At 56.3% G+C, this 25,904-nt stretch carries 22 protein-coding genes; 13 read left to right on the forward strand and 9 right to left on the reverse strand.

The features are described from left to right. Positions 1–204: 204 nt before the first annotated feature. Together B142_RS0108520 and B142_RS0108525 are read left to right on the forward strand one after the other, a co-directional pair. Positions 205–1,932 (forward strand): DUF5635 domain-containing protein, encoded by a 1,728-nt coding sequence (locus tag B142_RS0108520; RefSeq protein ID WP_026167989.1) that lies wholly within the window; start codon positions 205–207, stop codon positions 1,930–1,932. A gap of 151 nt (positions 1,933–2,083) precedes the next feature. Next, positions 2,084–3,799 (forward strand): RNA-binding domain-containing protein, encoded by a 1,716-nt coding sequence (locus tag B142_RS0108525; protein ID WP_026167990.1) that lies wholly within the window; start codon positions 2,084–2,086, stop codon positions 3,797–3,799. A 409-nt stretch (positions 3,800–4,208) separates the two neighbouring features. On the opposite strand, the gene B142_RS0108530 is transcribed toward B142_RS0108525, so the two are convergent. Beyond that, entirely contained in the window at positions 4,209–5,852 is a 1,644-nt protein-coding gene (locus tag B142_RS0108530; protein ID WP_018121126.1) for an AMP-binding protein, read from the reverse strand. A gap of 267 nt (positions 5,853–6,119) precedes the next feature. On the opposite strand from B142_RS0108530, the gene B142_RS0108535 reads away from it, so the two are divergent. Both B142_RS0108535 and B142_RS0108540 read left to right on the forward strand, forming a co-directional pair. Continuing rightward, complete coding sequence (locus B142_RS0108535) at positions 6,120–7,271, forward strand: S-(hydroxymethyl)mycothiol dehydrogenase (RefSeq protein WP_018121127.1); 1,152 nt, start codon at positions 6,120–6,122, stop codon at positions 7,269–7,271. A 5-nt stretch (positions 7,272–7,276) separates the two neighbouring features. Beyond that, positions 7,277–7,894, forward strand: a complete 618-nt coding sequence (locus B142_RS0108540; RefSeq protein ID WP_018121128.1) for an MBL fold metallo-hydrolase — start codon at positions 7,277–7,279, stop codon at positions 7,892–7,894. Between the two features lie 53 nt (positions 7,895–7,947). On the opposite strand, the gene B142_RS0108545 is transcribed toward B142_RS0108540, so the two are convergent. From B142_RS0108545 to B142_RS0108570, 6 genes are all read right to left on the reverse strand, one after another. Further along, positions 7,948–8,829, reverse strand: coding sequence for a cytochrome c biogenesis CcdA family protein (locus B142_RS0108545; RefSeq protein ID WP_018121129.1), 882 nt, complete (start codon positions 8,827–8,829; stop codon positions 7,948–7,950). Between the two features lie 17 nt (positions 8,830–8,846). After that, positions 8,847–9,806, reverse strand: coding sequence for a DsbA family protein (locus B142_RS12370; protein WP_018121130.1), 960 nt, complete (start codon positions 9,804–9,806; stop codon positions 8,847–8,849). Positions 9,807–9,857: 51 nt separating this feature from the next. Next, a complete protein-coding gene (gene rfbA, locus B142_RS0108555) occupies positions 9,858–10,724 on the reverse strand; it encodes a glucose-1-phosphate thymidylyltransferase RfbA (protein ID WP_018121131.1) in 867 nt (288 codons plus the stop codon). A 61-nt stretch (positions 10,725–10,785) separates the two neighbouring features. After that, complete coding sequence (rfbD, locus tag B142_RS0108560; RefSeq protein ID WP_018121132.1) at positions 10,786–12,153, reverse strand: dTDP-4-dehydrorhamnose reductase; 1,368 nt, start codon at positions 12,151–12,153, stop codon at positions 10,786–10,788. A 15-nt stretch (positions 12,154–12,168) separates the two neighbouring features. Further along, complete coding sequence (gene rfbB, locus B142_RS0108565; RefSeq protein ID WP_026167993.1) at positions 12,169–13,164, reverse strand: dTDP-glucose 4,6-dehydratase; 996 nt, start codon at positions 13,162–13,164, stop codon at positions 12,169–12,171. Positions 13,165–13,396: 232 nt separating this feature from the next. After that, positions 13,397–14,521 carry an alpha/beta hydrolase gene (locus B142_RS0108570; RefSeq protein WP_018121134.1) on the reverse strand — a complete coding sequence of 375 codons (1,125 nt, stop codon included), beginning with the start codon at positions 14,519–14,521 and terminating at the stop codon, positions 13,397–13,399. Between the two features lie 611 nt (positions 14,522–15,132). Between B142_RS0108570 and lpdA the strand changes: the two genes are divergently transcribed. The 9 genes from lpdA to B142_RS12985 all read left to right on the forward strand — a co-directional run bounded on the left by lpdA (position 15,133) and on the right by B142_RS12985 (position 24,463). After that, positions 15,133–16,560, forward strand: a complete 1,428-nt coding sequence (gene lpdA / locus B142_RS0108580; RefSeq protein WP_018121136.1) for a dihydrolipoyl dehydrogenase — start codon at positions 15,133–15,135, stop codon at positions 16,558–16,560. Between the two features lie 396 nt (positions 16,561–16,956). Continuing rightward, a complete protein-coding gene (locus B142_RS0108585; protein ID WP_018121137.1) occupies positions 16,957–17,712 on the forward strand; it encodes a succinate dehydrogenase cytochrome b subunit in 756 nt (251 codons plus the stop codon). Between the two features lie 66 nt (positions 17,713–17,778). Then, a complete protein-coding gene (locus B142_RS0108590; protein ID WP_018121138.1) occupies positions 17,779–19,788 on the forward strand; it encodes a fumarate reductase/succinate dehydrogenase flavoprotein subunit in 2,010 nt (669 codons plus the stop codon). Next, positions 19,788–20,537: a succinate dehydrogenase/fumarate reductase iron-sulfur subunit gene (locus B142_RS0108595; RefSeq protein ID WP_018121139.1), complete on the forward strand. Its 750-nt coding sequence runs from the start codon at positions 19,788–19,790 to the stop codon at positions 20,535–20,537. Before B142_RS0108590 ends, B142_RS0108595 begins: the two co-directional genes overlap by 1 nt. Before the next feature lie 136 nt (positions 20,538–20,673). Beyond that, on the forward strand, positions 20,674–21,042 hold the full coding sequence (locus B142_RS0108600; protein WP_018121140.1) for a hypothetical protein: 369 nt from the start codon (positions 20,674–20,676) through the stop codon (positions 21,040–21,042). A 236-nt stretch (positions 21,043–21,278) separates the two neighbouring features. Further along, positions 21,279–22,556, forward strand: a complete 1,278-nt coding sequence (locus tag B142_RS0108605) for a DUF445 domain-containing protein (RefSeq protein ID WP_018121141.1) — start codon at positions 21,279–21,281, stop codon at positions 22,554–22,556. A gap of 102 nt (positions 22,557–22,658) precedes the next feature. Then, positions 22,659–23,126 (forward strand): hypothetical protein, encoded by a 468-nt coding sequence (locus B142_RS0108610; protein ID WP_018121142.1) that lies wholly within the window; start codon positions 22,659–22,661, stop codon positions 23,124–23,126. Further along, entirely contained in the window at positions 23,123–23,512 is a 390-nt protein-coding gene (locus B142_RS0108615; protein ID WP_018121143.1) for a DUF2516 family protein, read from the forward strand. The genes B142_RS0108610 and B142_RS0108615 overlap by 4 nt, the downstream gene beginning before the upstream one ends. A 3-nt stretch (positions 23,513–23,515) precedes the next feature. Further along, positions 23,516–24,463: a hypothetical protein gene (locus B142_RS12985; RefSeq protein ID WP_018121144.1), complete on the forward strand. Its 948-nt coding sequence runs from the start codon at positions 23,516–23,518 to the stop codon at positions 24,461–24,463. Here the strand turns inward: B142_RS12985 and B142_RS12380 are convergent. Together B142_RS12380 and B142_RS0108630 are read right to left on the reverse strand one after the other, a co-directional pair. Then, a complete protein-coding gene (locus B142_RS12380) occupies positions 24,460–25,380 on the reverse strand; it encodes an LmeA family phospholipid-binding protein (protein WP_018121145.1) in 921 nt (306 codons plus the stop codon). The genes B142_RS12985 and B142_RS12380 overlap by 4 nt on opposite strands. A gap of 29 nt (positions 25,381–25,409) precedes the next feature. Beyond that, the gene (locus B142_RS0108630) at positions 25,410–25,901 is read right to left on the reverse strand and encodes a DUF2505 domain-containing protein (RefSeq protein WP_026167996.1); all 492 of its coding nucleotides are present in this window, start codon (positions 25,899–25,901) and stop codon (positions 25,410–25,412) included. Positions 25,902–25,904: the final 3 nt, after the last annotated feature.

A 25,904-nucleotide genomic window follows, 5' to 3' on the forward strand; every position in this document is an offset into this window, starting at 1 on the left:
TCTGGGTCAGAAGTCGAGAGCCCCAGGTGCATGCTCAGAAGCAGAGGCAACACTGGGGCGTTCGGTAGCATCTTAACATTGACAATTCATGCGAACTTGGAAGTGAAGGAGTCAAGCCCTAATTCACCACTAAACCCGCCGAGCGCCAATTTATTGTTAGAATAGAGGGTCCCTATTCTAATAATTCCCAGGTGGTGATGTGTCGTGACTCTGAGCTTGCCGAACATGGAGGACCGTCGCGAGCAACTTATTGCTCAAGTTGACTCCATCTTGGCCTCGGCTGCCGACGGGCGAGTGCAGAAAACCAAAGAGACGCAGTCGGTTGACTTCAAGGAAGAATCCGGCCGTCGCAATGGTCCGCAGATTGAGCCCGGCAAGCCGGAGAATCCTGAGGCTGCTGATAAGTTGGCGGACGAAGTCGCCTGCATGGCAAACACGCCCGGCGGTGGCGCGTTGATCGTGGGAATCGAGGACAAGACGGGCCGGATTATTGGCACTGAGCTAGACATCGATTGGCTGCGTCAAGGTATCTTCACCCGAATTGATGTGGCGCCTGATGTCGTCGAAAAGCGCGTGCTTGGCCAGCGGGTTCTTGCCATCTATGTGGCGGCCGCGGCGGAACCAGTCGAAGACACTTCGGGTCGACTGCGGTGGCGGGTTGGTGACTCCTGCCGGCCTGTTGATCGAGCGGAATGGTGGGAATATCAGCGAGCTCAATCCGGATTTGACCCAATGGCGCAGGTCACCACCGCTACGCTGGGCGACGCCCGCCCTGCTGCGCTTGCCCTGGCCCGAAAATGGGATCCCGCATTCGCAGAACTTACCGATGAAGAACTCTTGCGTGGAATTGGCGCGCTGGATGCCGAAGGATTCCTGTCGCAGGCCGGAAAGCTGCTTTTCACCTCCCTCGACCGCACTGCGATCGAGCTCAGCATCTTTGATGTGCACGGAGGCCAAGTGCTGAACAGAGTGGTGCCGGAACCGGAGAAGTCTTGCCTGGAACAGCTGGATTATCTGGAACAGGCGCTGAATGTAGTGAATAAGAACAACACCGTGGTGGAAGGCTTCGTCCACAAACCAGTACCTGAGATTCCGCGCCTGGCGGTTCGTGAAGCCATGCTCAACGCTATGATTCACCGCGACTGGAATCGAAGCGAGCCAATTGATGTGCGCTGGATTGAACTCGATAGCACACTCATCGTCCGCAGTCCTGGTGGCTTCCCTGCTGCAATCACCAGTGAAAACGTTCTTAGCAACCGTGCTGCTCGCTATCCCGCCCTCGCTGACCTGTATCGTGCGCTGGGGTTGGTGGACAAGCAAGGCGTTGGCGTGGATCGCATGTATCAAGCCATGATCGCACTTGGTCACCGCCCACCAACGATCGAGGAAATCGCAGGGCCGTTTGTAGAAACGACCCTAGTAGGTGGCCGTCCGGTGCTGCCGGTGTTGGAATTGGTTTCGTCGATAGTTCCGGAAGCGCGCCAGGACGATTATCGGATCGCGATTGTCCTTTATCTTCTGTTTCAGAGACCGTTCATAACGATTGACGTAGTTGCGCGCGGTCTGCAATCGGGTAAAGAAGCGGCACGAAATGCGTTAGAAGCGGCGCGTCAAACTACGGTTGCTGGAGCACCCTTGATTATCGCGCACGATGGCGTGTGGTTGCTCGGCACTGCTTGTCGCGAGATTTTGCGTAAGGTCGATCCTTCACCGTTTTCTCCAGTTCGATATCTGTCCACAGACCAAGTTGAACTAACCAACGCGGCGATGCTGTGGCTGAGTGAAGTTGGGGCCCTGGCTACCAGTGACTTGATGGCGATGTGTGGAGTTTCTCGGGGAACAGCCAAGGCATGTGTTGATGGATTAGTGGATGAGGAGCGAGTTATCGCTGTGGGTGGTGGCCGGTCGCGGCGCTACAGACTGGTGGAATAAGCCGCCTGCTATTCCACCAAGGAATCCACAATTGCGGGATTCATTGTTAGATTAGACCCCCTCTATTCTGATAATCAGCAGGTCGCGCCAATAAAGGCCACTGGGAAAAGTAACAGTGCAACTCTCTAGTTGCACTGTTACACTCAAGAGTATGAATTGGACTCTGGAGAGTTTGACTGAGCAACTAGCTGAGCTTCGGCGTTTGCATCGTGACTCCACAGACATCGAAGTCAAACGCGCTAGTGAATTGCCGGGAAACCTGCCAGAAACAACATGTTCGTTTGCCAATATGCCTAGTGGGGGCACAATTATCCTAGGTGTCGATGAAAGTCGCGACTTTGAAGTCGTCGGCGTTGCGGATGCGGCAGCGCTTGAAGAAGCGATCATTAGTCAGACTCGTAACAGTGTGAAACCGGCCCCTATGATCGAGTGTGAGACTTTCACTCTAGAGGGTAAGCAGGTGCTTGTGGCACAGGTCAATCCAGTGCCGTTGCAAAACCGTCCGGCGCACTATCGAGGTGTTGCCTACCTGCGGCAATCCGATGGAGACTACGAAATGAACGATGCTGATCTCGCACTCGTTGAGATCCAGAAGCTTTCTCATTCTGAGAACTTCCAGTTCGATGTGGTCCCAGTCTTGAACTCTTCAACCCGAGACTTAGACTCTGTTCGGGTAAAGAGTTTCCTCGAGGCTGCGCGCGCGGGAAGCCGCATCTTGTCCAAGAAAATTGATGACCAAGAACTGCTTGAAACTCTCAATATCGTGACGGTAAAGGGAGAACTCACGCTGGCCGGAATCTACGCCCTGGGCGAGTATCCGCAGGGTAAGGCTCCACAGCTGCGTATTACAACTGCAGTGCAATTGCCGCGCGAAGGCAGCAGTGTGCGTACCAGGAATATGCAGGACTTTGAAGGCCCTCTTCCTGACCTGCTCGAATCTGCACTGGCGTGGGTAAAACAGAATGCGCCGACGCGGAATGTTTACGACTCCAGTGGAAACATGCGCAAGGAGAGCGTCTACCCGTTGCCTGCCGTCCGTGAGCTAATCGCAAATGCCTTGGTGCACCGTGATCTTAGCCCCAATTCTGATGGAAAATGGGTGGAGATTAGGCTTCGCGACGATCGCCTCGTCATCTCTAATCCGGGCGGACTTCGGGGAGTCTCAGTCAAACAGTTAGAGAGTGCAACTCTTTCCAAGAACGCAGTAAATCCCCGCCTTTATGACATTGCTAAACGAGTTCGCACCGAAGCCGACTACAGTGTCATCGAAGGTGAAGGCGCTGGTATCCAAGAAGTATTGAGGCAAACCCGTCAGGCACTGTTGGCAAAACCTCAACTCATTGATACTGGTGTGCAGTTCACTGCGATTCTCTATGGTGCCTCAGTTTTCAGCGAAGCAGAGTTGGAGTGGCTGCGCAGTATTGGAGGAGATGGCCTTACCGCCGTCGAAAAGCACCTGCTAGTGGGACTACGAAAAGGGGAAAGCTGGCATTTGTCCAGGATCCTCAATGAGTTTTCGCCCATAACCGTGGCCGAGGCGGAAAAACTCATGCATGGTTTGAAGAAGCGTGGCTTCATCGAGAGTGATAATAAGACTTTCACTCTAGGGGCGCACAGTGAGAATCAAGCGCCCCGTGTGGAAAAAGGGGAAACAATTCTAGCAAAGATCACCAAGAATGCGCCAACAATAGCCCGCGCACTAGAACTCAAGCCAAAACAGAATTTTGATGAACTGCTGCGCACCACAGGTTTGAGTCAGGGGCAGTTGAGATATGCGCTCGATAAGCTCCAGGGGGCTGGGCTAATTGTGCGCGAAGGAGGCTGGGGCGTTCACGGGACTACCTACCGCTGGAGTGTGCAAACCTAACGTCTGTGATATTCCTTACTTCTTGATTGCAACGCTGCGAAGATTAGTCCCAAGAAGAGGAGTTCGGCGGAGACATATATGACTATGATTGCTCTTTCCCTCAGTGCACAATTGGGGGTCTGCTGAAGGTTTGATTGAGTCCGGGGGGTTATGCCGACGGCCACCGTAGTGCCTTTCGACTCCTAAAACGACAGTGCAAAACTGGCTTATATTGTAAAACGCACACTGTAAAACGCAGTCTGAAAATTGCAGTCTGGAAACTGCACTGTGGCTCCGCAGTGTGGGCTTGGTACGGGCCGCGACCATGCTGGAAGAGCCCGCTATAGCAAGCAGAAACCTCTAGCCAATAGAGTTAGCTAGCAAACCCCATTATCACCGGCGACGCCCTGTTACTAGCAGTGAGTGGGTTTTAAGCCGACAGCTGGCGTGGAATAACCTTGCCGGTGGCGTTACGTGGCAGCTCATCAACAAAATGCACGTCGCGCGGCACGGAATGCTCCGCTAAACGGGTGCGCACCCATTCGCGGACATCGTCGGCAGAAATTTCCGGCCCGTCTGGATCTTTTACGATCCATGCTGCAATGCGGCTAAACGTCTCGTCGTCGTCGACACCCTTGGAATAGTGATCAGCAACGCCAGGCATGGTATCGAGCACGTTATCCACCGACGATGGGTAGACGTTTTCGCCGCCGACGATGATCATTTCGTCGGCACGACCCAGAACATGCAGCATGCCGTTGCTGTCGATGTAGCCGAGGTCTCCGATGGACTGCAGGATACCGACGCGGTCTAGCTTGTGCTTTGGGTTGGTATAACCCACCATCGTCGTCGCATTGCGCAAGTAGACTTTGCCGACTTTTCCGCGTGGAACTTCCTTGCCGTTGTCATCCAAGATTTTCAACAGAGTGCCGTTGGCAACGGATCCACCGATCGTGGGATTTTCTGCGACTTGTTGCGCGGTTGCAGCACTGGCCAAGGTGAGTTCTGTGGAACCGTAAATATTGGCCAGGATGGGGCCGAATCGTTCGATGGTATCCGCTGCCACCTGGGGAGTTAGCGCGTGGCCGGAGGAAGCGATGACGTTGAGTGACGAAGCGTCATAATCCCAGGTGTTGTCGAGAGCAACCATCGATTTATAAAACACGGGTGAGGAAATCAGCACTTCACAGCGGTGTTCCTGGATGTCGTTCAGGCAGGCCTCGGCGTCGAAAATCCGGCGGGTGATGACAGTCGAACGCAGCGCAAAGGCGATATTGAGCATTGCCCAGCCCCAGGTGTGGAAGATCGAGGCAGTCATCTGCACGTTTTGGCCGGCTTCCCAAGGGATGGCATCCAGGATCGTCGTCAAGACTGTGGGGAGTTTTGGTTCTGGGCGGGCAATGCCCTTGGGTACTCCGGTAGTGCCGGACGACATGAGCACGATATTGCCGTGCTTGGGAAAGCGTGGCAGTTTCACATCGGTGCGGCGGCGAACGATCTCAGATAATACTGGGTGCTCGCCGGTTTCCTCACCACCTTCGTGGGCGATGACGACGTGTAGGCCGTCTGCGGCAGCAGAACCAGCTGCTGGCAGACGATCCGCAAACTCACTGTCGATGACAAGCACGTTTATGTCATTTTCTTCGATGCACCCGGCAAGCTGTTCTGGCGAGGAACCGATATTGAGCAAAAATAGCGTCGCGCCCGCGTATCCCTTGGAGATCAATGGGGTGACGATACCACGACCATTGCGGGCCATGATGCCCAAGCGGATCTCCTCGACGGGCAGTTGGTGCAGGTACCGAGCAAAATTTTTGCTCTGCGTTTGCAGGTCGCGGTAGCTAAGGGCACCGTCGTCGTCGATAAGAGCGGTGCGGTCCGGGGACACTAGGGCTGCTTGCTCGATCTCACGGGCGGTGGTTAGCCAATAGCGGGCGAGAATGCCAGGGCTGTGCACAAGCGCGGATATACCCTGTTGCGGTGCGATGATGCCGGACTTCCACAGAGCGGGAACGAGCTTTGCTAGCCCTTTGCCATTGGTGGCGAGGTATTCCAGCCGGTCGCGCAAAGACACAAAATCACACCTTTAATAATCAGCTTGTCGGGATTAATACAGATATCCATGGCGCACGCTGAGGCTCAGTGAGGACCAGGTGGTTGCGGGGGATCCAATTAGTGGCCAGGATAATAGTTTCTGCTTGGAAAATTACATTACAACTATCGCCACATTAGTGATAATTCGTTACAGATTGCAGGCCAGGGGGATTGGGGGGGCGACGCCGAATGGATGCGGCAGATTCCGATTAGTGACGGAACAACAAACGCAGGTAAGATTGTTGGCATGACACATAGTGAAGCTCTTATAGAAGACCAGAACAACACCTCTGCTGGCCAATCCCAGCAAACCGTGAAAGGCGTCATTGCGCGTTCGAAGGGTGCAGAAGTCGAAACCGTCGACATTGTCATCCCTGCTCCCGGCGAACATGACGTCGTTGTTGCCGTGAAAACTTGTGGTATCTGCCATACCGATTTGGCTTACCGCGATGGCGATATTGAAGATGCTTACCCATTTCTGTTGGGCCACGAAGCTACTGCAGTCGTCGAATCCGTCGGCAGCGAAGTTTCCCACGTCAAAGTTGGCGACACCGTCGTACTGAACTGGCGCGCTGTGTGCGGCGAATGCCGGGCCTGCAAGAAGGGCCAGCCACGTTACTGCTTCGATACCCACAATGCTTCTAAGCCAATGACGCTTGCCGACGGCACCGAGCTCACCGCAGCTTTGGGTATCGGCGCTTTGGCGGAAAAGACACTGGTACACGAAGGACAGTGCACCGTTATTGATTCGGACGCCGACGCGGCTGCTTCTGGCTTGCTGGGCTGCGGCGTCATGGCCGGCCTCGGTGCGGCCGTGAATACCGGTGAAGTTACTCGTGGTGAATCCGTCGCTGTCTTCGGCGTCGGTGGCGTCGGCATGGCAGCTATCGCCGGTGCCAGCTTGGTGGGCGCACGCACAATCATTGCGGTGGACCTGGATGCGCAGAAGCTCGAGCGTGCCCGCGAAGAATTCGGTGCAACCCACACGGTCGATGCCAGTGGCAAGTCGGAAGAAGAAGTTATCGAAGCAGTCCGCGAGCTCACCGATGGTTTTGGTCCCGATGTCACCATCGATGGTGTAGGTATCCCAGCTACCACCCGACAGGCTTTCTACTCCCGCGATCTTGCCGGACGCATGGTCATGGTGGGCGTTCCTGGGCCGGATGCGAAATTCGAGATCCCAGCTATTGACTTCTTCTCTCGCGGTGGCGCGTTGAAGCCATCCTGGTACGGCGATTGCCTGCCAGAGCGTGACTTCCCGTTGTACGCTGATTTGGCTAAGCAGGGACGCTTCCCACTGGACAAATTCGTTGACGAACGCATTACCCTGAATGATGTAGAGAAAGCATTCGCAACCATGAAGGCAGGCAAAGTCCTGCGCAGCGTAGTAGAGGTGTAACACACATGCGTATTGACCATCTAGTGACTTCTGGAAAGTTCAAACTCGACGGCAATGAATGGGACGTCGACAACAACGTCTTCATCGTCGGCGACCAGGATTGCTGGATCATCGACCCTTCGCATGAATTCGATACCATCGTCGGTGCCGTGGAAAACCGCAACGTCAAAGGCATTATTTTGACGCATGGTCACAGCGACCACGTCGATATTGCCCCGCAGGTGGCGGATCATTTCGGGGTGGAAATGTATATGCACCCAGATGACGAGATGCTGTGGGAAGAAGCCAACGGCGATCGTTCATTCGCCCGTCTTGCCGACGGGGACACCTTCGACGTAGAAGGCAGCACGCTGAAGGTTCTGCACACCCCGGGACACTCGCCAGGTTCCTGCGTGTTGTACTGCGAAGACGAAGCAAAAATCTTTGCCGGTGACACCCTGTTTTCGGGTGGTCCGGGTGCAACCGACAAGAAGTACTCGGATTTCGGGACCATCATTGAGTCGCTGAAATCCAAGGTATTTACCCTGCCGAACGAGACCACTGTCATGCCAGGGCATGGTGATTTCACCACCGTGGGAGAGGAATTCTCCCACTTGGATGAATACATCGAGCGCGGCTACTAAGAATTAAGTCGTAGCCGCAATCGCGTAATCACGAAATCGCGTCCAGAGGACGCTTATTGAGAGGCGTCAGCAGCTGAAGATTCAGTGTTGCTGGCGTCTTTTTCGTGCTTGTCATGTTTGTCGTGCTGGTCGTCTTTTTTCCGTAGCCCCACGAACAACACGATGACGATGAGCACCACGATGGCGATGATAGCCAACGTGAGGTCAGACAAGTTTGCGAACTGCATGGCCCATTCCTGGACACGTGCCTGGGCATCGGTACTCAGCGGCCCACCCCAGGCCGAGGTGCCGTGGCTGATGATAAACAGCACACCGATGGCGATGAACAGCGCACCGGAAATCATGGACACCAAGTGCGTGGTGAACGGGCCGATTGTGATTGGTTTCGGGCGCATCTTGGAACCCAGGTCCAGCTTTTCCCACAATAGCGCCAGGATGAACAGTGGGATGGCCATGCCGACGGCATATGCTGCCATGATCGCTGCACCATACCAGACAGAGGCGGAAACCGCGGCGGTGGTCAGCACAGCGCCCAGCAGAGGACCCGCGCAAAAACCGGCGAAGCCATAAACCGCGCCCAAGAAAAACACCGCGCCGGGGCCAGACCCTTTGGCCTTCGATGACAAGTTGGAAAACGGCAGGCTGAATCCGCCGCCGAAGAACGTGTAGATACCCAGTGCAATGATGATGATTCCGCCGACCAGGATGATTGTCGAGCGATGATCAACCATGAATGCGCCAATACTGCCGACACCGGCGCCGATGGGCACCAGAACCGTGACCAGCCCGGCCAAAAAGATCAGGGTTTTGAAGACCAAGTGGCGCAGTGAATCAAAAGCATAAGCAAAAAATGCTGGCAGCAAAAGCGCTGAGCATGGGCTGATGAGTGACAGTACACCAGCAAGCAGTGCACCGAACAGACCTACCTCAATCATGTATCGGGCCTACCTTCCTACTGGGATTCGGGGCGAGGAACAGTGCCATCAGCGACCTTCGCCAATTGGCGGTAGATCTCGTCTTCGAAAACTTCGTAGGGTTGTGCACCGGAAATGAATCGGTCGCCGACGATGAATGCCGGGGTACCACGCATACCGATCGACGACGCGTAGTGCAACGCTTGGCGCACTACATCGCGGTACTGTTCGTTTTCGATTTCCGAGCGGAATTGCTCTAAATCTTTGATGCCAGCTTCTTCGGCAAAGCGTAGGTAGTCGTCCAGGTCATAGCCTGGGTGGCCACCGGATTGATTGTCGTAGGTGTTGTTGTACAGAACGTCGTGGAACTCGTAGAACTTTCCTTGTTTACCTGCGGCACGTCCGGCTTGTGCACCAGTTTCCGCGTGTGGTCCATTGACTGGCAAGTCATTCCATTCGATACGCAGCAAGCCGGTATCGACGAATTTTTCCTTCAGTTTCGGCGCCGTCTCTACCGCAAAACGGGTGCAGAAGGGGCATTCAAAGTCCGAGAACTCGGAGAGCACGACGGGGGCGTCAAGCGCGCCCATCGCGAACGGATCTTCGGCATTACGACGGTGCACATTCAGGATGTCGTCGTTCGAGGTGATCTCTTTACCAGGTCCGATGATGGTGGCATCCGGGGACTTTGGTTGTGCGAAATTGGTTCCGGGTTCTACTTTTTCGGCGAGTTCGCGGGCTTTTTCTGGGGAATATTCGCCGTTATGGGAAGCAGCGTCGGAGCCAGAATTAGCAGAGCCCTTACTAGCAGAGCCAGAATTAGCTGAATCTGGGGCTTGTGGGCCATGGACCGCATCCTGGTCACTTGCACTCGGAGAATCGTCGTCGCCAGAGCGCACCACGGCGACAACAATGAGCACGGCCAGCGCCACTACCAGGGCGATTAACGTCCAGAGCAGCGCGGGCTTGCGCTGGAAAGCGTTACGTGAAGAGGACATGTCAACCTTCGTCTATCGGGAACTGACAGGCGGGTTGGGCCTGCGAGCACATTAATCTTCCCTGGCTGCACGTTCTAAATAAGAGCCATAGCCAGATTTGATTAATGGTTGCGCTAGGTCCAACAACGCTTGTGCGCTAATAAATCCCTCACGGTAGGCAGAAACTTCCGGTGAACCGATGATGGCACCGGTGCGTTTTTGCAAAACCTCTACGTACGCTGCGGCTTCGGACATAGAATCCACAGTTCCTGTGTCTAACCACACATCGCCGCGTTGCATCCGCTGCACGGATAATTGCCCCCGATTGAGGTATTCCTCGTTGATCGCGGTGATCTCTAACTCGCCGCGTGCCGACGGCGTGATGGATTTAGCGATCTCGATGACAGAATTGTCATAAAAATACAGGCCGACGACCGCATATGACGAGGCCGGGTGGTCCGGTTTTTCTTCGATAGACAACGCTCGACCTGCAGGGGAAAATTCGACGACGCCGTAGCGCTGCGGATCAGCGACTTCGTAGGCGAAAATAATTCCCCCTTGCGGGTTATGGCATTGGGGAAGCGCGCCGGAAAATCCGTGGCCATCAAATATATTATCGCCGAGTACCAAAGCGACGTCGTCGTCACCAATGAAATCTTCGCCGATCAAAAATGCCTGGGCGAGTCCCTCTGGTCGGGGCTGGATCGCATAGTCCAGCATTAAACCCCACTGCGAGCCGTCGCCGAGCAGACGCTGAAAAGCAGGCGCATCCTGCGGGGTGGTGATGATGAGGACTTCGCGAATCCCGGCCTGGATCAGTGTCGATAAGGGATAATAGATCATCGGTTTGTCGTAGATCGGCATGAGCTGCTTCGAAATGCCCTGTGTAATGGGGTACAGCCGCGTGCCGGAACCGCCGGCGAGGATGATGCCTTTCATAGCCACCTATGTTGCCAGATCGCAGAGTTAACTTTCTGCGGCCTGGCCGGATCGGGTCCGGCTAAGCCAGATACAGCGCGAGGCTGGCCCGCCAATTGCTGGGCTGAAAGCCTGTGGCTTTGATCTTGCTCAGGTCCAAGGTCGATTCTGCCGGGCGTCGGGCCTGGTCGCCTCCGTATTCTTGGCTGGTGACAGGCGTGACGTCAGCGGGATCGTTGCCACAGGCAATGAAGACGGCCATGGCGATCTCATCGCGGGAAGCAGTATCGCCATCCGAACTCACGTTGTACACGCCATAGGGGGCGCTGGTGTCTAGTAAATGCACAATGCCGCGGGCTAGGTCCTGGGCGTAGGTGGGGCGTCCGCGCTGGTCGCACACCACCTTGGGCTGTTTGCCGTCGCGAGCAAGTGCAGCCATTGTAGAAACGAAGTTGGTGCCGTCGCCAAAGACCCAAGAAGTACGGATGACGTAATGCCGTGGGGTGGCTTGCGCTGCGGTATCGCCGGCGGCTTTGCTGGCACCATAGGCAGAAAGTGGCGAGGCGGTTTCGTCTTCTGTGTGGATTTCGTGCTGGCCGTCGAAAATATAATCCGAGGACACGTGCACCAGTGTCAGGTTGTGCTCAGTGGCGATGGCCGCGAGCTTGGCTGGGGCGTCGGCGTTGACGGCCCAGGCACCCGCACGATCGGTTTCGGCACCGTTGACTTCGTTATAGGCAGCAGTATTAATGATCGCTTGGTATTGTCGCCAATCTCGGGCCGGGGGAGCGGTGATGTCGAATTCTTCGTGTGTGCAGAATTCGACGTTGGTGCGGTTATGCAGAATGGAGCGCAAAGCCCTACCGAGTTGACCGTTGGCGCCGGTCACCAAGATTTTCCGGGGCGGCATCGGGGTGGCGTCGGCAAGCTGCGGATGCTGTCGATCTTTGTCGGAAATCTCGCTTGGTTCCAGCGGCCAGTCGATCATGTCCAGGTTGACGCTGGTGTAGTCGGCATCGGGAGAGTAATGGTCGTTGACCAGGTATGTGTAGCTGGTGGCGTCGTGCAGAGATTGGAAGCCATTGGCGACGCCGCGCGGAACGAACACGGCAGTATCTGGCTCGATCTGGTGGGTGACGGTCGCACCAAACGTCGGCGAGCCCTCCCGCAGGTCACACCACGCGCCGAAGACAGCACCGGTGGCCGCAGACACGAATTTATCCCAGGGTTCAGCGTGTAAACCGCGGGTGACACCGGCTTTTTCGTTAAACGAAATATTATTTTGTACCGGGCCAAAATCGGGTAGCCCGGCAGCGACGAAAGCCTGCCGCTGCCAGTTCTCTTTAAACCAGCCGCGGGCATCCTTATGCACATCGAGCTTAATTATCAGCAGGCCCTCGATAGCGGTGTCCTGCACCCGTGCTTGATTGTCTTTCGAACCCTGCCCCATGTGTTCTGACACTGGTTATTGCCCTCGCTTTGCGTAGTTGTTTTCCACTGCTTCTTTGGCATCTCGCCACCAGTTTTCATGTGTGCGGTACCAGTCGATAGTGCGCTCTAGCCCGGCCCGCAAATCCGTGTATTCCGGTGTCCAGCCCAGTTCGGTGGTGATTTTTGTGGGATTGATGGCATAGCGTTGGTCGTGTCCGGGGCGGTCGGCGACGTGTGCAAAGCCAGTGGCACCGTCGGGTTCCATAAGCTCGCAAATGAGTTGGATGACCGAGAGGTTGCTAGCTTCGCCGTGGGCGCCAATATTGTAGGTCTCGCCGATCCGGCCGCGCTGCAGGATTGCGTGTACGGCTCGGTTGTGGTCGTCGACATGAATCCAATCCCGCACCTGCGCGCCGCTGCCATAAAGTTTCGGCGTGCGGCCGGATAGAATGTTGGTGATTTGCCGCGGAATGAACTTCTCGATGTGCTGGTAGGCGCCATAATTATTGGAGCAGTTCGAGATCGTGGCGCGGATGCCGAAGGAACGCACCCAGGCGCGAACGAGGTGGTCGGAGCCTGCTTTTGTCGCAGAATATGGACTGGAAGGCCGGTAGGCGGTGTCCTCGGAGAACAGCTCGTCGGAATCCAGAGCGAGATCGCCAAAAACCTCGTCAGTGGAGATGTGGTGGAAACGCTTATCGTATTTCCGCACTGCCTCGAGCAGGCAATACGTGCCGACGAGGTTGGTGTGCACAAAGGGCGAGGGATCGCGTAGGGAATTATCGTTGTGAGACTCGGCAGCAAAATGCACCACGGTATCGGCTCGTTGCACCAGCTTGTCGACGAGCGCTGCGTCCGCGATATCGCCAACGATAAGTTCGCAGTCGGCGTCATTCAGATTGGCGCGGTTGCCGGAATAGGTCAGTTTATCCAGCACGATGAGGTGAATGTCTGGGTAAAGCGTCCGGGTCAGGTGCACGAAATTGGCGCCGATGAACCCGGCCCCGCCGGTGACAAGCATGGTGGACATGCCACTAGTTTAGGGCAGAGCAGATGGCACGCGATGCGCGGAGGGTGCTGCGTACTGTGTGCTGAACGAAAAGCGGGGGCGGTGCAGCCTGCGCCCGAAGCCTTGAAAAGACCGCAGCACAGCGAAAACCACAGCTACCAGCGGCAAAACTTCCGGGTTGGGCCGGATTCAGTGCTGCTTGGCGGCTGTGGTCTAGTGAGCCGTTTTCTACTCGTCCTTATTCGGCGACTTTTTATTCGGTGATGCCGAATGCACGGGCGAAGGTTGGCCAGGAATTACGCAGGTCATCCTGCCAGTAGGACCAGGTGTGAACGCCGGTCGCTGGCTTGTGGTGGTCTACCGGAATGCCCAGGTGGTTGAGCTTGGCGACGAGACGGTGGGTGCAGGCGTTGGTGACGGCCTCGATGCCACCACCGGCGATAGCCAAGTTGGCCTGGTTGGCGGACAAAGCTTGTTCTGGGATGCCCTTTTCGCGCAAGCCTTGTGCGGTTTCACGCTCGCCAATCAAGCCCGTGGCATTGGATACGTAAATTTCGGTGCCGCGCAGGAACTCAGCCTGTAGGAGGGCATCGTTTTCCAATGCGCGTTGCGAACCCATTGGGCCCCAGATCTGGTCTGGGTGTGCGTTCGCGCGGTTGACGGTCAAACCAACGGCAGCGCGTCCCATAGGGGAGTTGGTTTCTGCGCAACCAGAAAAGGAGCCGGTGGCAGCGAACATGCCTGGATTGTGTGCTGCCAGCAGCAGCGAACTGGTGGCAGACATCGACATACCAGCGATGCCGCGTTTCCCGTTTGCGCCCAGGTATTCCTCGATTGGTCCAGGCAGCTCGTTAATCAGGAAGGTTTCCCACTTCTGTGGTCCTGTGAGGTATTTGCTGTCAGCTGGGGTTTCGTTCCAGTCCGTGTAATAGGAAAACGCGCCGCGCATAGGGATCACGACGTTGATGTTTTTCTCCAGGTAGAAATCAACCGCGTCGGTCTGTGCGATCCAGTTGGCGGACTGTTCGCCACCGCCAGCACCATTGAGTAGGTACAGGGTTGGGCGTGGGCCAGCCGACTCATCAGCCTTGATGGTGACGACGGGGATGTCGCGGTCCATGGAAGGGGAGTGCACGGTAACTTCCTGTACGCGGTCACCCTTGTCGGCGATGACGGTACGCCAGGATTCGTCTTCGAATTCTGCTGGAAGGATTTCCTCGCGGACGGTGCCCGCAGGGATCTTAGGTGTGCCTGCTGGTTCTTGCGGGGTGTTCTGGGCGATACCAGTCTGCGGGGCGGTCTGTGCGATACCGGAGACAGGTGTCAGCGCCAGTGTGCTGATGGCAGCGGCGGCAACGACGACGTTGCGAAGTTTCATGCGTGATCCTTACACAGTGAGAAAACGTACATACGTGGAAACGTAAAACTCAGTAACAGTTGGATAGTAGCTTAGCGCATGCAGGGCTACTAGACCCAGGTATTTTTCGTATTTCGGTACTCAAGTTACCTCGTTTTTTCGACACCCCGGGAAGTTCTTTTTCTCGTGTGCCACTAGTGCTGTCGTAAAAACTGGGGTATTTGTTACGACAAAAATTGTTGCAGATGGGGTGTTGCTGGCATAGGCTGATTTTTGCTTCACCCTGTAAAGATGCGCAGGACCAGGACGCAGAAAATTCCTATTTCTGAACCAGACATGAAAGAGTACTGACTATGCAGCTAGATAACCTGATCGCTCTGTCCAACAATTTCTTCGGCCCAGCTATCCACGAATTTTTTGCTAGTTTTTCGAAGCTGAGCGCTGTATTGCACCTGCTGTAAAACCACAATCCGCCGTCGTCGGAATGACGCCAACGAACGACGCTAACGAACAACGCCATCGAACGACGCCGGAATTAATATTGCACCTGCGGTAACTTAAGTCCCGGTAACTCCAGTTACATTCGGGAGATTCTCCCCGCAGGTGCTTTCACATGTTCCCAGCAATTACGTATGCTGGAAGGCGTGACTAAAGAACATTATGATCTCGTTGTACTCGGCGCCGGACCAGGCGGATACGTTGCCGCCATTCGCGCTGCTCAGCTAGGCAAGAAAGTTGCCGTCGTGGAAAAGCAATATTGGGGCGGCGTCTGCCTCAATGTTGGCTGCATTCCGTCGAAAGCACTGCTGAAAAACGCTGAGGTTGCCCACACCTTCAATCACGAGGCCAAGGACTTTGGTATCTCGGGTGATGTTTCTTTTGATTACCCGACTGCCCACAAGCGCTCGCGCAAGGTCTCGAAGAAGATCGTTGGTGGCATCCACTATTTGATGAAGAAGAATAAGATCCAGGAGATCAACGGCCTGGGCCACTTCAAGGATGCCAAGACCATCGAGGTGAAAGAAGGCGACGACGAAGGCAAGACTCTGACCTTCGACGATTGCATTATCGCCACCGGTTCCGTCGTCAAGACCCTGCCTGGCATTGAGCTGGGCGGCAACATTGTTTCCTACGAAGAACAGATCCTCAACGAAAACGCACCAGAATCCATGGTGATCGTGGGCGCTGGCGCCATCGGTATGGAGTTCGCCTACGTTTTGGCGAACTACGGCGTGGACGTCACCGTCGTAGAATTTATGGACCGCGTGCTGCCTAATGAAGATGCAGACGTGTCGAAGGAAATTGCGAAGCAGTATAAGAAGCTCGGCGTTAAGCTGCTGACCAGCTACAAGACCACCTCTGTCAAGGACAATGGCGACAATGTCACCGTTGAGGTGGAATCCAAGGATGGCAAGAAGCAAGACACTCTGACTGTCGATCGCTGCTTGGTTGCGGTTGGTTTCGCTCCACGTGTTGAGGGCTTTGGTCTGGAAAACACTGGCGTAGAGCTTACTGAGCGCGGCGCGATCGCGATCGACGAGCGCATGCGCACCAACGTGGACGGCATTTACGCCATTGGTGACGTCACCGCGAAACTGCAGTTGGCGCACGTCGCCGAGGCGCAAGGCGTGGTTGCAGCAGAGACCATTGGCGGCGTCGAAACCCAAGAATTGGGTGACTACCAGATGATGCCTCGCGCTACTTTCTGTAACCCTCAGGTTGCGTCCTTTGGTTACACGGAAGAAGCCGCCAAGGAGAAATGGCCTGACCGCGACATCAAGGTTGCCACCTTCCCGTTCTCGGCTAACGGTAAGGCTCTCGGGCTGAATGAGTCCGCTGGTTTCACCAAGCTCATTGCTGATGGTGAATTCGGCGAGTTGCTCGGTGCCCACCTGGTTGGTTCCAACGTTTCTGAGTTGCTGCCACAGTTGACCCTCGCGCAGCGCTTTGACCTGACCGCAGGCGAAATCGCGCGCAACGTGCACACCCACCCAACGCTGTCTGAAGGAATGAAAGAAGTCGCTCACGGCGTTGCTGACGGCCACATGATTAACCTTTAAGCTTGGCTGAAATTTTTCTGTGGCGAAGGATCTCGCATTAGATCCTTGCTTTGGCCGCTCTACCGTTCTTGTCGACGGTGGGGCGGCCGTTTTGTATGTGATGGGTGGGAAACCTGCGATACTGATCAAAAGTTTGACACAGTATGGGTGAATGCTGGCTAGCTGATAATTACCTGTGTCTAACCTCACATAAAAACGGTTTTAGTGACGTATCTTGAATTATGTTGCCCTAAGGGTCGTGGCAGCGGCGATATTGGATTTGCGGTTTAAGCCTAGCCTCACATAAAGCGCCTGCGAGATGATGCCCAGTCGGTGCCAAAATCCCACCCAGTGCACCATTTTGGTTCGCATCAACACCCCTTATCGCCGTATGGTTATAGCGACAATGGAGGTGCCATGACAATAAAGAATCCTGATCGTGAGGCAATCGCCCACGGAAAAATCTCGAACGAAAAAATTCGCGAATCGCCGTCAGTCCCAACGTGGGCCATCAAACTGATTATGGCGATTACTGGCCTGCTCTTCGTGCTCTTCACGCTGGGACACATGGCCGGAAACTTGAAGCTGTACGCCCCAGCACACGATGGGGTACCAGCCCTTGATGAATACGGTGAGTTCCTCCGTAGCATTGGTTCGCCACTGCTGCCGGAACAGGCTTTCCTGTGGGGCTTCCGTATTGTCTTGCTGGCAGCGTTGATCCTGCACGTGTGGGGCGCTTTTGTCCTGATCACCCGTGCCAAGCAGTCCCGCGGTAAATTCAACCGCACCAACTTGATGGGCGGCGTAGACTCCTTCGCTACTCGCACCATGCTTGTCACCGGCCTGTTCATCCTGCTGTTCGTGTGCTTCCACTTGCTGGACCTGACCTTGGGCATCGCCCCGGCTGCCACCGAGCAGTTCGTGCACGGTGAAGTACACGCCAACATGGTTGCTACCTTCAGCCGTTGGCCAGTCACCATTTTCTACGTGGTCGCTATGTGCCTGCTGTTCCTGCACATGTCCCACGGTATTCGCTTGGCTGTCTCGGACTTGGGTATCACCGGCCGTAAGTGGCGCCAGACTTTCGTTGTGCTGGCCTACATCATTCCGGCTGTGGTTGTCATCGGCAACATCGTCATGCCTGTGTCCGTCCTGTTTGGTTGGGTGAGCTAGAGCGTCGTAAAGCGCTGTAACGCTTGCAGTGCCCCGATATTTCTAGCCTGATCAGAAAGTTAGATTATGAGCAACACTGATACTTCGACTCGTAAAGAGTTCCGCCAGCCAGACTCTATCGTCGATGGGGTCACCCCAGGCGAGATCCTGGACAACGCGGAACCAAAGGGCGTCCCTATGCGGGATATGTGGAATTACCACAAAGACCACATGAACTTGGTCTCCCCGCTGAACCGCCGTAAATTCACCGTCTTGATCGTCGGTACCGGCCTGTCCGGTGGCGCAGCCGCTGCGGCACTTGGCGAGCTCGGCTATGACGTGAAGGTCTTTTCCTACCATGACTCGCCTCGTCGTGCGCACTCCATTGCTGCACAGGGTGGTGTCAACTCCGCGCGTGGTAAGAAAGTCGACAACGACTCCGCTTACCGCCACGTCAAAGACACAGTTAAGGGGGGCGACTACCGCTGTCGTGAGTCTGACTGCTGGCGCTTGGCGCTGGAATCCGGCCGCGTTATCGACCACATGAACGCCATCGGTGCTCCATTCGCCCGTGAATACGGCGGAACCCTGGCAACCCGTTCTTTCGGTGGTGTGCAGGTCTCCCGTACCTACTACACCCGTGGTCAAACCGGTCAGCAGCTGCAGCTGTCGACCACCTCGGCGCTGTACCGCCAGATCGGCCTGGGCAACGTAGAGATGTTCGCGCATCACGACATGCAGGACATCATTGTCCGCGACATCGATGGTGTGAAGCACTGCGACGGCATCGTGACCCGGAACCTGATCGACGGTGAGATCAAGGCTTTCACCGGCCACGCGACTGTCATCGCGACTGGCGGTTACGGCAACGTCTACCACATGTCGACGTTGGCGAAGAACTCGAACGCAGGCGCCATGATGCGTGCCTACGAACGGGGCGCTTACCTGGCATCGCCTGCGTATATCCAGTTCCACCCAACTGGTCTGCCGGTCAACTCCACCTGGCAGTCGAAGACGACGCTGATGTCGGAATCGCTGCGTAACGACGGCCGCATCTGGTCGCCGAAGAAAGAGGGCGATGACCGCGACCCGAACTCCATTCCAGAGGACGAGCGCGACTACTTCTTGGAGCGCCGCTACCCGGCATTCGGTAACTTGGTCCCTCGTGACGTTGCCTCCCGCGCACTGTCACAACAGATCAACGCCGGTTTGGGCGTCGGCCCGATGCAGAACTCCTGCTACCTGGACTTCCGGGACGCCATCGAGCGTTTGGGTAAAGATACCGTGCGTTCGCGCTACTCCAACCTGTTCCAGATGTATGAAGAGTCCATTGGTGAAGACCCTTACGAGACTCCGATGCGTATTGCACCGACCTGTCACTTCACCATGGGTGGTCTATGGACAGACTTCAACGAGATGACGTCCATCGACGGCTTGTTTGCTGCCGGTGAGGCTTCGTGGACGTACCACGGTGCAAACCGTCTGGGCGCTAACTCGCTGCTGTCGGCATCGGTTGACGGTTGGTTCACCCTGCCGTTCACCATCCCGAACTACTTGGCCGAGCACCTGGGCGAAGAAAAACTCTCCGAGGATTCCGCAGAAGCGCAGGAAGTCGTCGAAGAGGTTAAGGATCGCTTGAACCGCTTGATGAGCATCGAAGGCGACGACCCGCACGGTGCTGAGCACTACCACCGCCAGCTCGGTGAGATCCTCTACTGGGGTTGCGGCGTGTCCCGTAACGTCGAAGACCTCAAGACCTCCATCGAGAAAATCCGCGAAATCCGTCGTGACTTCTGGGCCAACGTTCGTGTGACCGGCCAGCTGCACGACATGAACCAGGACCTGGAATACGCACAGCGCGTCGCCGACTACCTCGACCTCGGTGAGCTGATGTGCATCGACGCGCTGGACCGCGATGAGTCCGCCGGTGCGCACTACCGTGACGATCACCTTTCCGAAGACGGCGAGGCAGAACGTGACGACGAAAACTGGTGCTTCGTTTCTGCATGGCAGCCAAACGGCCCAGAGAAGTTCATCCGCCACGCCGATCCTCTGTACTTCGACTCGATTCCGCTGATGACAAGGAACTACAAGTAATGAAATTGACACTTGAAGTCTGGCGTCAGGCCGGACCTACGCAAGAAGGCAGCTTCGAGACCGTTCAGGTCGACGACGCCGTCGAGCAGATGTCCATCCTGGAGCTGTTGGACCACGTCAACACCGGACGCATCGAAGAAAACAAAGAACCATTCGCATTTGCCTCCGACTGCCGTGAGGGCATCTGCGGTACCTGTGGTTTGCTGATCAACGGACGCCCACACGGCCCAGGCCAGAACACCCCGGCCTGCCAGCAGCGTCTGTTCCAGTTCAACGACGGTGATACCCTGCGTCTGGAGCCACTGCGTTCCGCCGCATTCCCCGTCATCAAAGACATGGTCGTTGACCGTTCCGCACTGGACGACATTATGCACCAGGGTGGTTACGTCTCCATGGACGCCGGTACTGCACCGGACGCCGATACCCTGTTGCAGAACTCGCAAGATAACGAAATCGCACTGGACCACGCAGCCTGCATTGGCTGTGGTGCTTGTGTGGCGGCCTGCCCAAATGGCGCTGCCCACCTGTTCACCGGTGCCAAGCTGGTGCACTTGTCAATGTCGCCACTCGGTGCCAAGGAACGCGGCAAGCGTGCCCGCAACATGGTCGACGAGCTTGAGCAGAATTTCGGTGGCTGCTCCCTGTACGGCGAGTGCGCAGATGTCTGCCCAGCAGGCATCCCACTGACCGCCGTCTCGGCAGTCACCCGTGAGCGTGCCCGCGCTGCATTCCGCTCGAAGGACGACTAATACGATTCGGGTCGGCGCGGTGTACGATCCCCACCGCTAATCGGGGTTATATGCACTGCGTCGGCACCACTTTTGCTGGCAGCACATCTAGACTAGAGTTGTCACTAGTGATACAGAAGAAAGGCTTTGGCACCCCATGAGCACCAATGAACAGGTAGCGGACTTCGCTGCGGAGACCTACCCAAGCTATTCGCAGGAACTGCACCACAGCTACATCGAGGGCTACAACCCAGTGTCGCTGGCTGCGCCGCACTCGTCGCTGTTGCGTAACTCGACGTGGATTGGCATGGGTCTTCTTCTCGGCTTCTTCCCATTCGCCGGTACCCTCATTTGGGGAATCAGCACTGGTATTTGGGATGACGGCACTGCTGCTAATTACTCCACTATTCTGACTATCATTGGTGCCATCGGCGTCGTCGTTACTCTGGTCGGCGGTTTCGGTTCGATTCATTTCGGCCGCCGCTACTACCGGAAATACGTGAAGGAAACCGGCCGCACCTCCTAGCGCCGCCTTTCCTGCCAGCCTGGCCCCGCACCTGCTTAGATGCTCACCGCGTCTAGGCGGGGCGGGGCTTTTCGTAGCTTTACTCGGAAGCCGCCACCCTAGTCTCTGCAGATCTGGAGTTCATTGAGCACATGAATGCCCCACAACACCGCGCCCGCCCAGGCGTTAGTCCTACCCGGCAGGGTGCTAGCACTATCCGGCAGGGTGCTAGTACTAGTCGCCCGGGCGCTAACACCATGCCAGGGTTGAACTCTGGACCCACAGACGAACAACGTGCAGCGGAATTACGCAAGCACAAAATCTTCGTTACCGGCTTGTTGGTACTAGCGGCTGCCATATTCTTGGCCTGTTCCTGGTGGCAAAGCCAACCTGGCGCCATCCCGGCGTGGGTGGGCTACGTTCGCGCCGCAGCAGAAGCCGGCATGGTCGGTGGTCTTGCGGACTGGTTCGCGGTCACGGCGTTATTCCGGCACCCCATGGGGCTTCCGATCCCGCACACGGCCCTGATTCGCAGGAAAAAAGACCAGTTGGGCGATTCGCTGTCGCAGTTCGTTGGCGATAACTTCCTGAATGCAGAGTTGATTACCTCCAAGGTGCGCGAGGCCAAGCTGCCGGAATGGCTGGGGAAGTGGCTGAGTGAGGGGGAGAATGCAGAAAAGGTCTCCCGCGAGGCCGGGAAACTCACCACCAATATTATTCGTGCGATCGATGCGCAGGAAGCGGAGCAACTGATCCAAACGCACCTGATCGATAAAGCAGCCGAACCAATCTGGGGCCCGCCGTTGGGCCGCACGCTCGATTCGCTGATCGACGAAGGAAAGCTAGAACCAGCGGTCGATGAAGTCGTGACCTGGGCGAAAAACAAGATCGACGAGTCGGAAGACTCCATCGTCACCCTCATCAATGATCGCATGCCGACGTGGGCACCGCGTTTTGCTCGTCAGTTGGTGGGCGAAAAAGTCTTCCGCGAAATGGCGTCGTTTATCCGCGAGGTAGAAGCTGACCCACAGCATCCCGCGCGCAAATCCATCCGGAAAGGTCTGCGGCAGTTGGCGTATGACCTTCAGTTTGATGGCACGATGATTAGCCGCGTCGAAGATTGGAAGGCCGATGTGCGGGGTTCCCGTGCAGTACAAGCCCTGCCTGGATTGTTGTGGGAGAAAGGCTCGTCGGGCTTGATCGCTGCCGCTGAAGACCCAGATTCCACTTTGCGACAGAAAATCGTCGAATTGTGTGTTCGCTGGGGCGAAAATATCCAATCTGATGACGAGTTGCGTACGTCATTGGATCGGCGCATCAACTCTGCGGTGGAGTTTTTGGCGAATAATTATTCTTCGGAGGTCACCGGCATTATTTCTGAGACCATCGCACGCTGGGACGCCGATGAGGCCAGCGAAAAAATCGAGCTCATGGTGGGCAAAGACCTGCAGTTTATCCGTTTGAATGGCACGGTGGTTGGTGCGCTTGCGGGCCTGGTTATCTACACTGTCAATCAACTACTTTTTGGCGCCTAAATTGCTCGAAGCACTGACCCCGGTAAAGCACTGACCCTGACAAAGAACTGACGAAGTACGTACCCTGACGAAGCACTGACAGAAGACAAAGGGAGCATAGCGATGACCGATAAGCGTCAACGATTTTCGACGAGTGAGATTGTCGAATCACTGAAAGAAACAGGTTCGCGGGTCCGTTCCGTGGCCAGCGAATTTTCCGAAAACGCCGCCGAGAACTACCGGGCCCGGGGCACCGCGGAGACCGTCAAGAATGCCGCCAGGCAAACCGCGCGTGACTTCCGCGGCATCGAAAGTTTCGAAGATGCAAAGGACACAGGGGCGAAGCTCTGGAAACGAGGCAAGCACCTGGGCCGCGAGTTTAGTTCTAGTCTGAGCGATGCCGTCGGCAAGACCCGCAACAGTGAGGCCGCACGCAAAGACACTAAAGGTACAACCGGTGAGCACACGGGTACGACGAACGACGGGCGGCCACGTATCATTGAGGGCGAAGTTATTGACGTTGATGGGCAGAAAGTGAACGGCCAGAGCTCATCCGACAAATCATTCCCGAGGAAAACCCAGAACCCATGATTGTTGACGTATTATCGCAAGCCAGCCTCGCCGCCGAGCAGACCCAACACTTGGCACAGTTGCCGCCGAGTGGCCCAATGCTGGAGCCGTGGCAGCAAAACCTGTTTGACGGCGTGTTTTGGCTGCAGCAGGGCCTGTATTCATTGGTGGCCATCGCTGGCCTGGTGGGGGCGATTTCTGCGGCCATGACGCGTGACGACGCCTTCGATGCGGATTCCCGGCAGTCGAAAATGGTTTGGGTCGCGATGCTGGCTGGTTCGGCGTTTATTGTGCCGATGCCCATCCCGATTTTGCCGTGGGTCGGCATGGTGATTATCGGTATTTACTGGTTCGATGTCCGGCCATCGCTGAGGGCGCTCATTAACGGCGAGTATCGCTGGGATTAGTTGATGGAAGATAACTGGCTGCACCGGTTTCTGGCGTGGGACTTTCGTCCCGCGCATTTTTGTCTTCACGACGTGCGCGCTGGCGTGCCTGCCGCGATCGCCGCTGGTATCGGCGCGATTGTGGTCAGCCCGAATCACGTGGCGACGGCAGCGAAAGCACTGGAAAAATATATCCGAGAAAACCACACTGGCCCAGAGGTTAACTCTGGTGTGGTTGCCAACGACGGGGTGGGAGACAGCGATGGAGCAGGGGACATCGATGAATCCGCGGTGCTGACCATCATCGCGGCGGTGGGGTTTCCGACTGGTCGGCATCATATCTTGGTGAAAGCATCGGAGGCGAGGCTCGCGATTTCCCAAGGCGCGCACCGAGTATGGGCGTGCGTTGATACCAGTACCACTGATGCCAACGCCGCACTCAGTGACATGATTAGTTTGCGGGAGGCAGTACCGTATCCAGCAGACTTAGGAATCGTGGTTCCGGATTATGCCGGATTACAACCCAGCGGGGCCGAGTCGCATTCCGGTGCGCGTGCTAGTGCCCAGCGGCGCGACGAATTAGTCTCTACCTGTGAATTCGCAAAGGTGGACCAGTTGGTGGTCGTGCCCCCGGAACATTCTTCTGCTCCTGCAGCCACGGAAACACCAGCGGCCACGAAATTGCCGTTAGCCACGGGACTGCTGGAAGCCGCGAAACACTTGCCCGACCGGATCCCCATAGTCCTCGACGCGGGGGCAGGCAAGGCAGCAACCACAGAACAGAATGGTTCCCGGCACTCTGCATCGCTGTCGGCAGCGTCGCTGTCGGAATCGTCGTTGGCGGAATGGTTAGTGGCTGAATCGGCGGATTTGGTGGCAAACAAAAAGACTCTAGAAAAAGCAGAAACCGCCAAGCCGATCTTGGCGGTGGTACCGGTGGACCCGGAAGAGATACGAGCTGTCAGCTCCTAAGTGTTGCGGACTGGCGCGTCGGAGTTGCTGCCGGAAGTGCCGCCAGCTTCTGATCCAGCACCAGTACCTGAACCAGCGCCAGAATCAGCACCCGCTTCACCCGAGCCCGGTTCTGCGTTGAGCTCCTTGCTCATGTGTGAAGGGTTCACGTTGTGGCCCTCGAGTGTGATGACTAAGCCGTGATCGTTGAATTCAATCGCCGTGATATCCAACTGCCCACCTGTGGCCTCGCGCAGGTTTTGGTTCAAGGAATTCGCGATGCCATCGGCCGCGCCTTCCGGAAGCGAAAAGCCCAGTACTTTCGCCTCGGAGGCGTCGAAAGCGACGTTGCCGTTGGCGTCGACAAGCGGGCGCAGCGTTAGGTTTGCAGCCCCAGATAAGAATTGCACGGTGATGGTCTCGGCTTCGTGATCCGTGGTGATGTCGGAGACCACGATGTCACCCAAAAAGCCGACCCCGCCGAGCTGCTCGCGCAAGCCTTCCTGGATGGAGCGGGTGAGGTAGTCATCGGGAAGCTCCGAGCAGGTGCGTAAAAACTCCGCCTCCCCGGATTTCAGGGCCATGGATTCCATGTGCACGTGCGAGGCGGGCATGCCCTTGTAGTTGCCCTCGGGATCCTGCTGCAGTGTGGACGGGGTATCGATGTTGACTTCGCTGAGCTTCCCGCCGATCAATCCAAACAATACCGGGCTGGAGCCGAAGGAAACCTCGGGGTCTTCGGTCATTTCGATGCCCTGCGCTTCGATGTCCTCGCGGAAACTCGAGCGCAGCTGTTGGCCAATGAAATAACGCGCGCCAAATTCCGCCAACAACACCACAACCAATAGCGCCACCAAGACGGCGACGATGACTTTCCAGGCGGTTGCGGCGGATGATTGAGCTTGAGAGTTAGCAGGCACTTGAGAGCTAGATGGCATAGGCACAGTCTAGCGTGAGTGTGCCAGGCCTACAGGTTTTCGTTAATCCACTTTTCGGTCAACTGGCCCTCGTTGTCGAAGAGCTCTTCTAGTGCTTCGCCGACCTTTGGTTCGATGGCTGCGCCCATCATCGGGATGTTGACGGAGACGTCGTTGGTGTAGCTCAAGGTGGTGGTTTCGCCTTGGCCAGCCAGGTTGACGGTGCCTTTGAAGTCGACCGGGGTGCCTTTGACGTCGGCATTGTAGGAAAGTTCTGCGTTTTCGCCGCTGAGCTCACCAACTTTGACGGTGCGCTTAACCTTCAGCGACTGCGACACCATCGCGCGGACGGCCTCTGGCAGGATGGTGACAGGCAGCAGCTCGAACAGGGTGGCCTCGTTATTGGAAAACTCGTTGAGCTCGCCCGGTTCTGGCGAAAGGTTTTCGGCGATATAAGCCCAGTACTTCTCGTTGGTCAACGCCTGGTGTACTTTTTCGGCGGAGTGATTGATGGTCACTGTGTTTTCGCTACGGGTAGACATGCC

It is taken from the genome of Corynebacterium propinquum DSM 44285 (assembly GCF_000375525.1).
Classification (GTDB): Bacteria; Actinomycetota; Actinomycetes; order Mycobacteriales; family Mycobacteriaceae; genus Corynebacterium; species Corynebacterium propinquum.

What these genes read in the sequence shown, in the direction of transcription:
- B142_RS0108525 (WP_026167990.1), top strand. Translation starts at nt 2,084, where the DNA reads ATGAATTGGACTCTGGAGAGTTTGACTGAGCAACTAGCTGAGCTTCGG.
- B142_RS0108605 (WP_018121141.1), top strand. Translation starts at nt 21,279, where the DNA reads ATGCCAGGGTTGAACTCTGGACCCACAGACGAACAACGTGCAGCGGAA.
- B142_RS0108570 (WP_018121134.1), bottom strand. Translation starts at nt 14,521, where the DNA reads ATGAAACTTCGCAACGTCGTCGTTGCCGCCGCTGCCATCAGCACACTG.
- B142_RS0108600 (WP_018121140.1), top strand. Translation starts at nt 20,674, where the DNA reads ATGAGCACCAATGAACAGGTAGCGGACTTCGCTGCGGAGACCTACCCA.
- B142_RS0108540 (WP_018121128.1), top strand. Translation starts at nt 7,277, where the DNA reads ATGCGTATTGACCATCTAGTGACTTCTGGAAAGTTCAAACTCGACGGC.
- rfbB (WP_026167993.1), bottom strand. Translation starts at nt 13,164, where the DNA reads ATGTCCACCATGCTTGTCACCGGCGGGGCCGGGTTCATCGGCGCCAAT.
- rfbA (WP_018121131.1), bottom strand. Translation starts at nt 10,724, where the DNA reads ATGAAAGGCATCATCCTCGCCGGCGGTTCCGGCACGCGGCTGTACCCC.
- B142_RS0108590 (WP_018121138.1), top strand. Translation starts at nt 17,779, where the DNA reads ATGAGCAACACTGATACTTCGACTCGTAAAGAGTTCCGCCAGCCAGAC.
- lpdA (WP_018121136.1), top strand. Translation starts at nt 15,133, where the DNA reads ATGCTGGAAGGCGTGACTAAAGAACATTATGATCTCGTTGTACTCGGC.
- B142_RS0108610 (WP_018121142.1), top strand. Translation starts at nt 22,659, where the DNA reads ATGACCGATAAGCGTCAACGATTTTCGACGAGTGAGATTGTCGAATCA.
- B142_RS0108595 (WP_018121139.1), top strand. Translation starts at nt 19,788, where the DNA reads ATGAAATTGACACTTGAAGTCTGGCGTCAGGCCGGACCTACGCAAGAA.
- B142_RS0108585 (WP_018121137.1), top strand. Translation starts at nt 16,957, where the DNA reads ATGACAATAAAGAATCCTGATCGTGAGGCAATCGCCCACGGAAAAATC.
- B142_RS0108615 (WP_018121143.1), top strand. Translation starts at nt 23,123, where the DNA reads ATGATTGTTGACGTATTATCGCAAGCCAGCCTCGCCGCCGAGCAGACC.
- B142_RS12370 (WP_018121130.1), bottom strand. Translation starts at nt 9,806, where the DNA reads ATGTCCTCTTCACGTAACGCTTTCCAGCGCAAGCCCGCGCTGCTCTGG.
- B142_RS12985 (WP_018121144.1), top strand. Translation starts at nt 23,516, where the DNA reads ATGGAAGATAACTGGCTGCACCGGTTTCTGGCGTGGGACTTTCGTCCC.
- rfbD (WP_018121132.1), bottom strand. Translation starts at nt 12,153, where the DNA reads ATGGGGCAGGGTTCGAAAGACAATCAAGCACGGGTGCAGGACACCGCT.
- B142_RS0108630 (WP_026167996.1), bottom strand. Translation starts at nt 25,901, where the DNA reads ATGTCTACCCGTAGCGAAAACACAGTGACCATCAATCACTCCGCCGAA.
- B142_RS12380 (WP_018121145.1), bottom strand. Translation starts at nt 25,380, where the DNA reads ATGCCATCTAGCTCTCAAGTGCCTGCTAACTCTCAAGCTCAATCATCC.
- B142_RS0108545 (WP_018121129.1), bottom strand. Translation starts at nt 8,829, where the DNA reads ATGATTGAGGTAGGTCTGTTCGGTGCACTGCTTGCTGGTGTACTGTCA.
- B142_RS0108535 (WP_018121127.1), top strand. Translation starts at nt 6,120, where the DNA reads ATGACACATAGTGAAGCTCTTATAGAAGACCAGAACAACACCTCTGCT.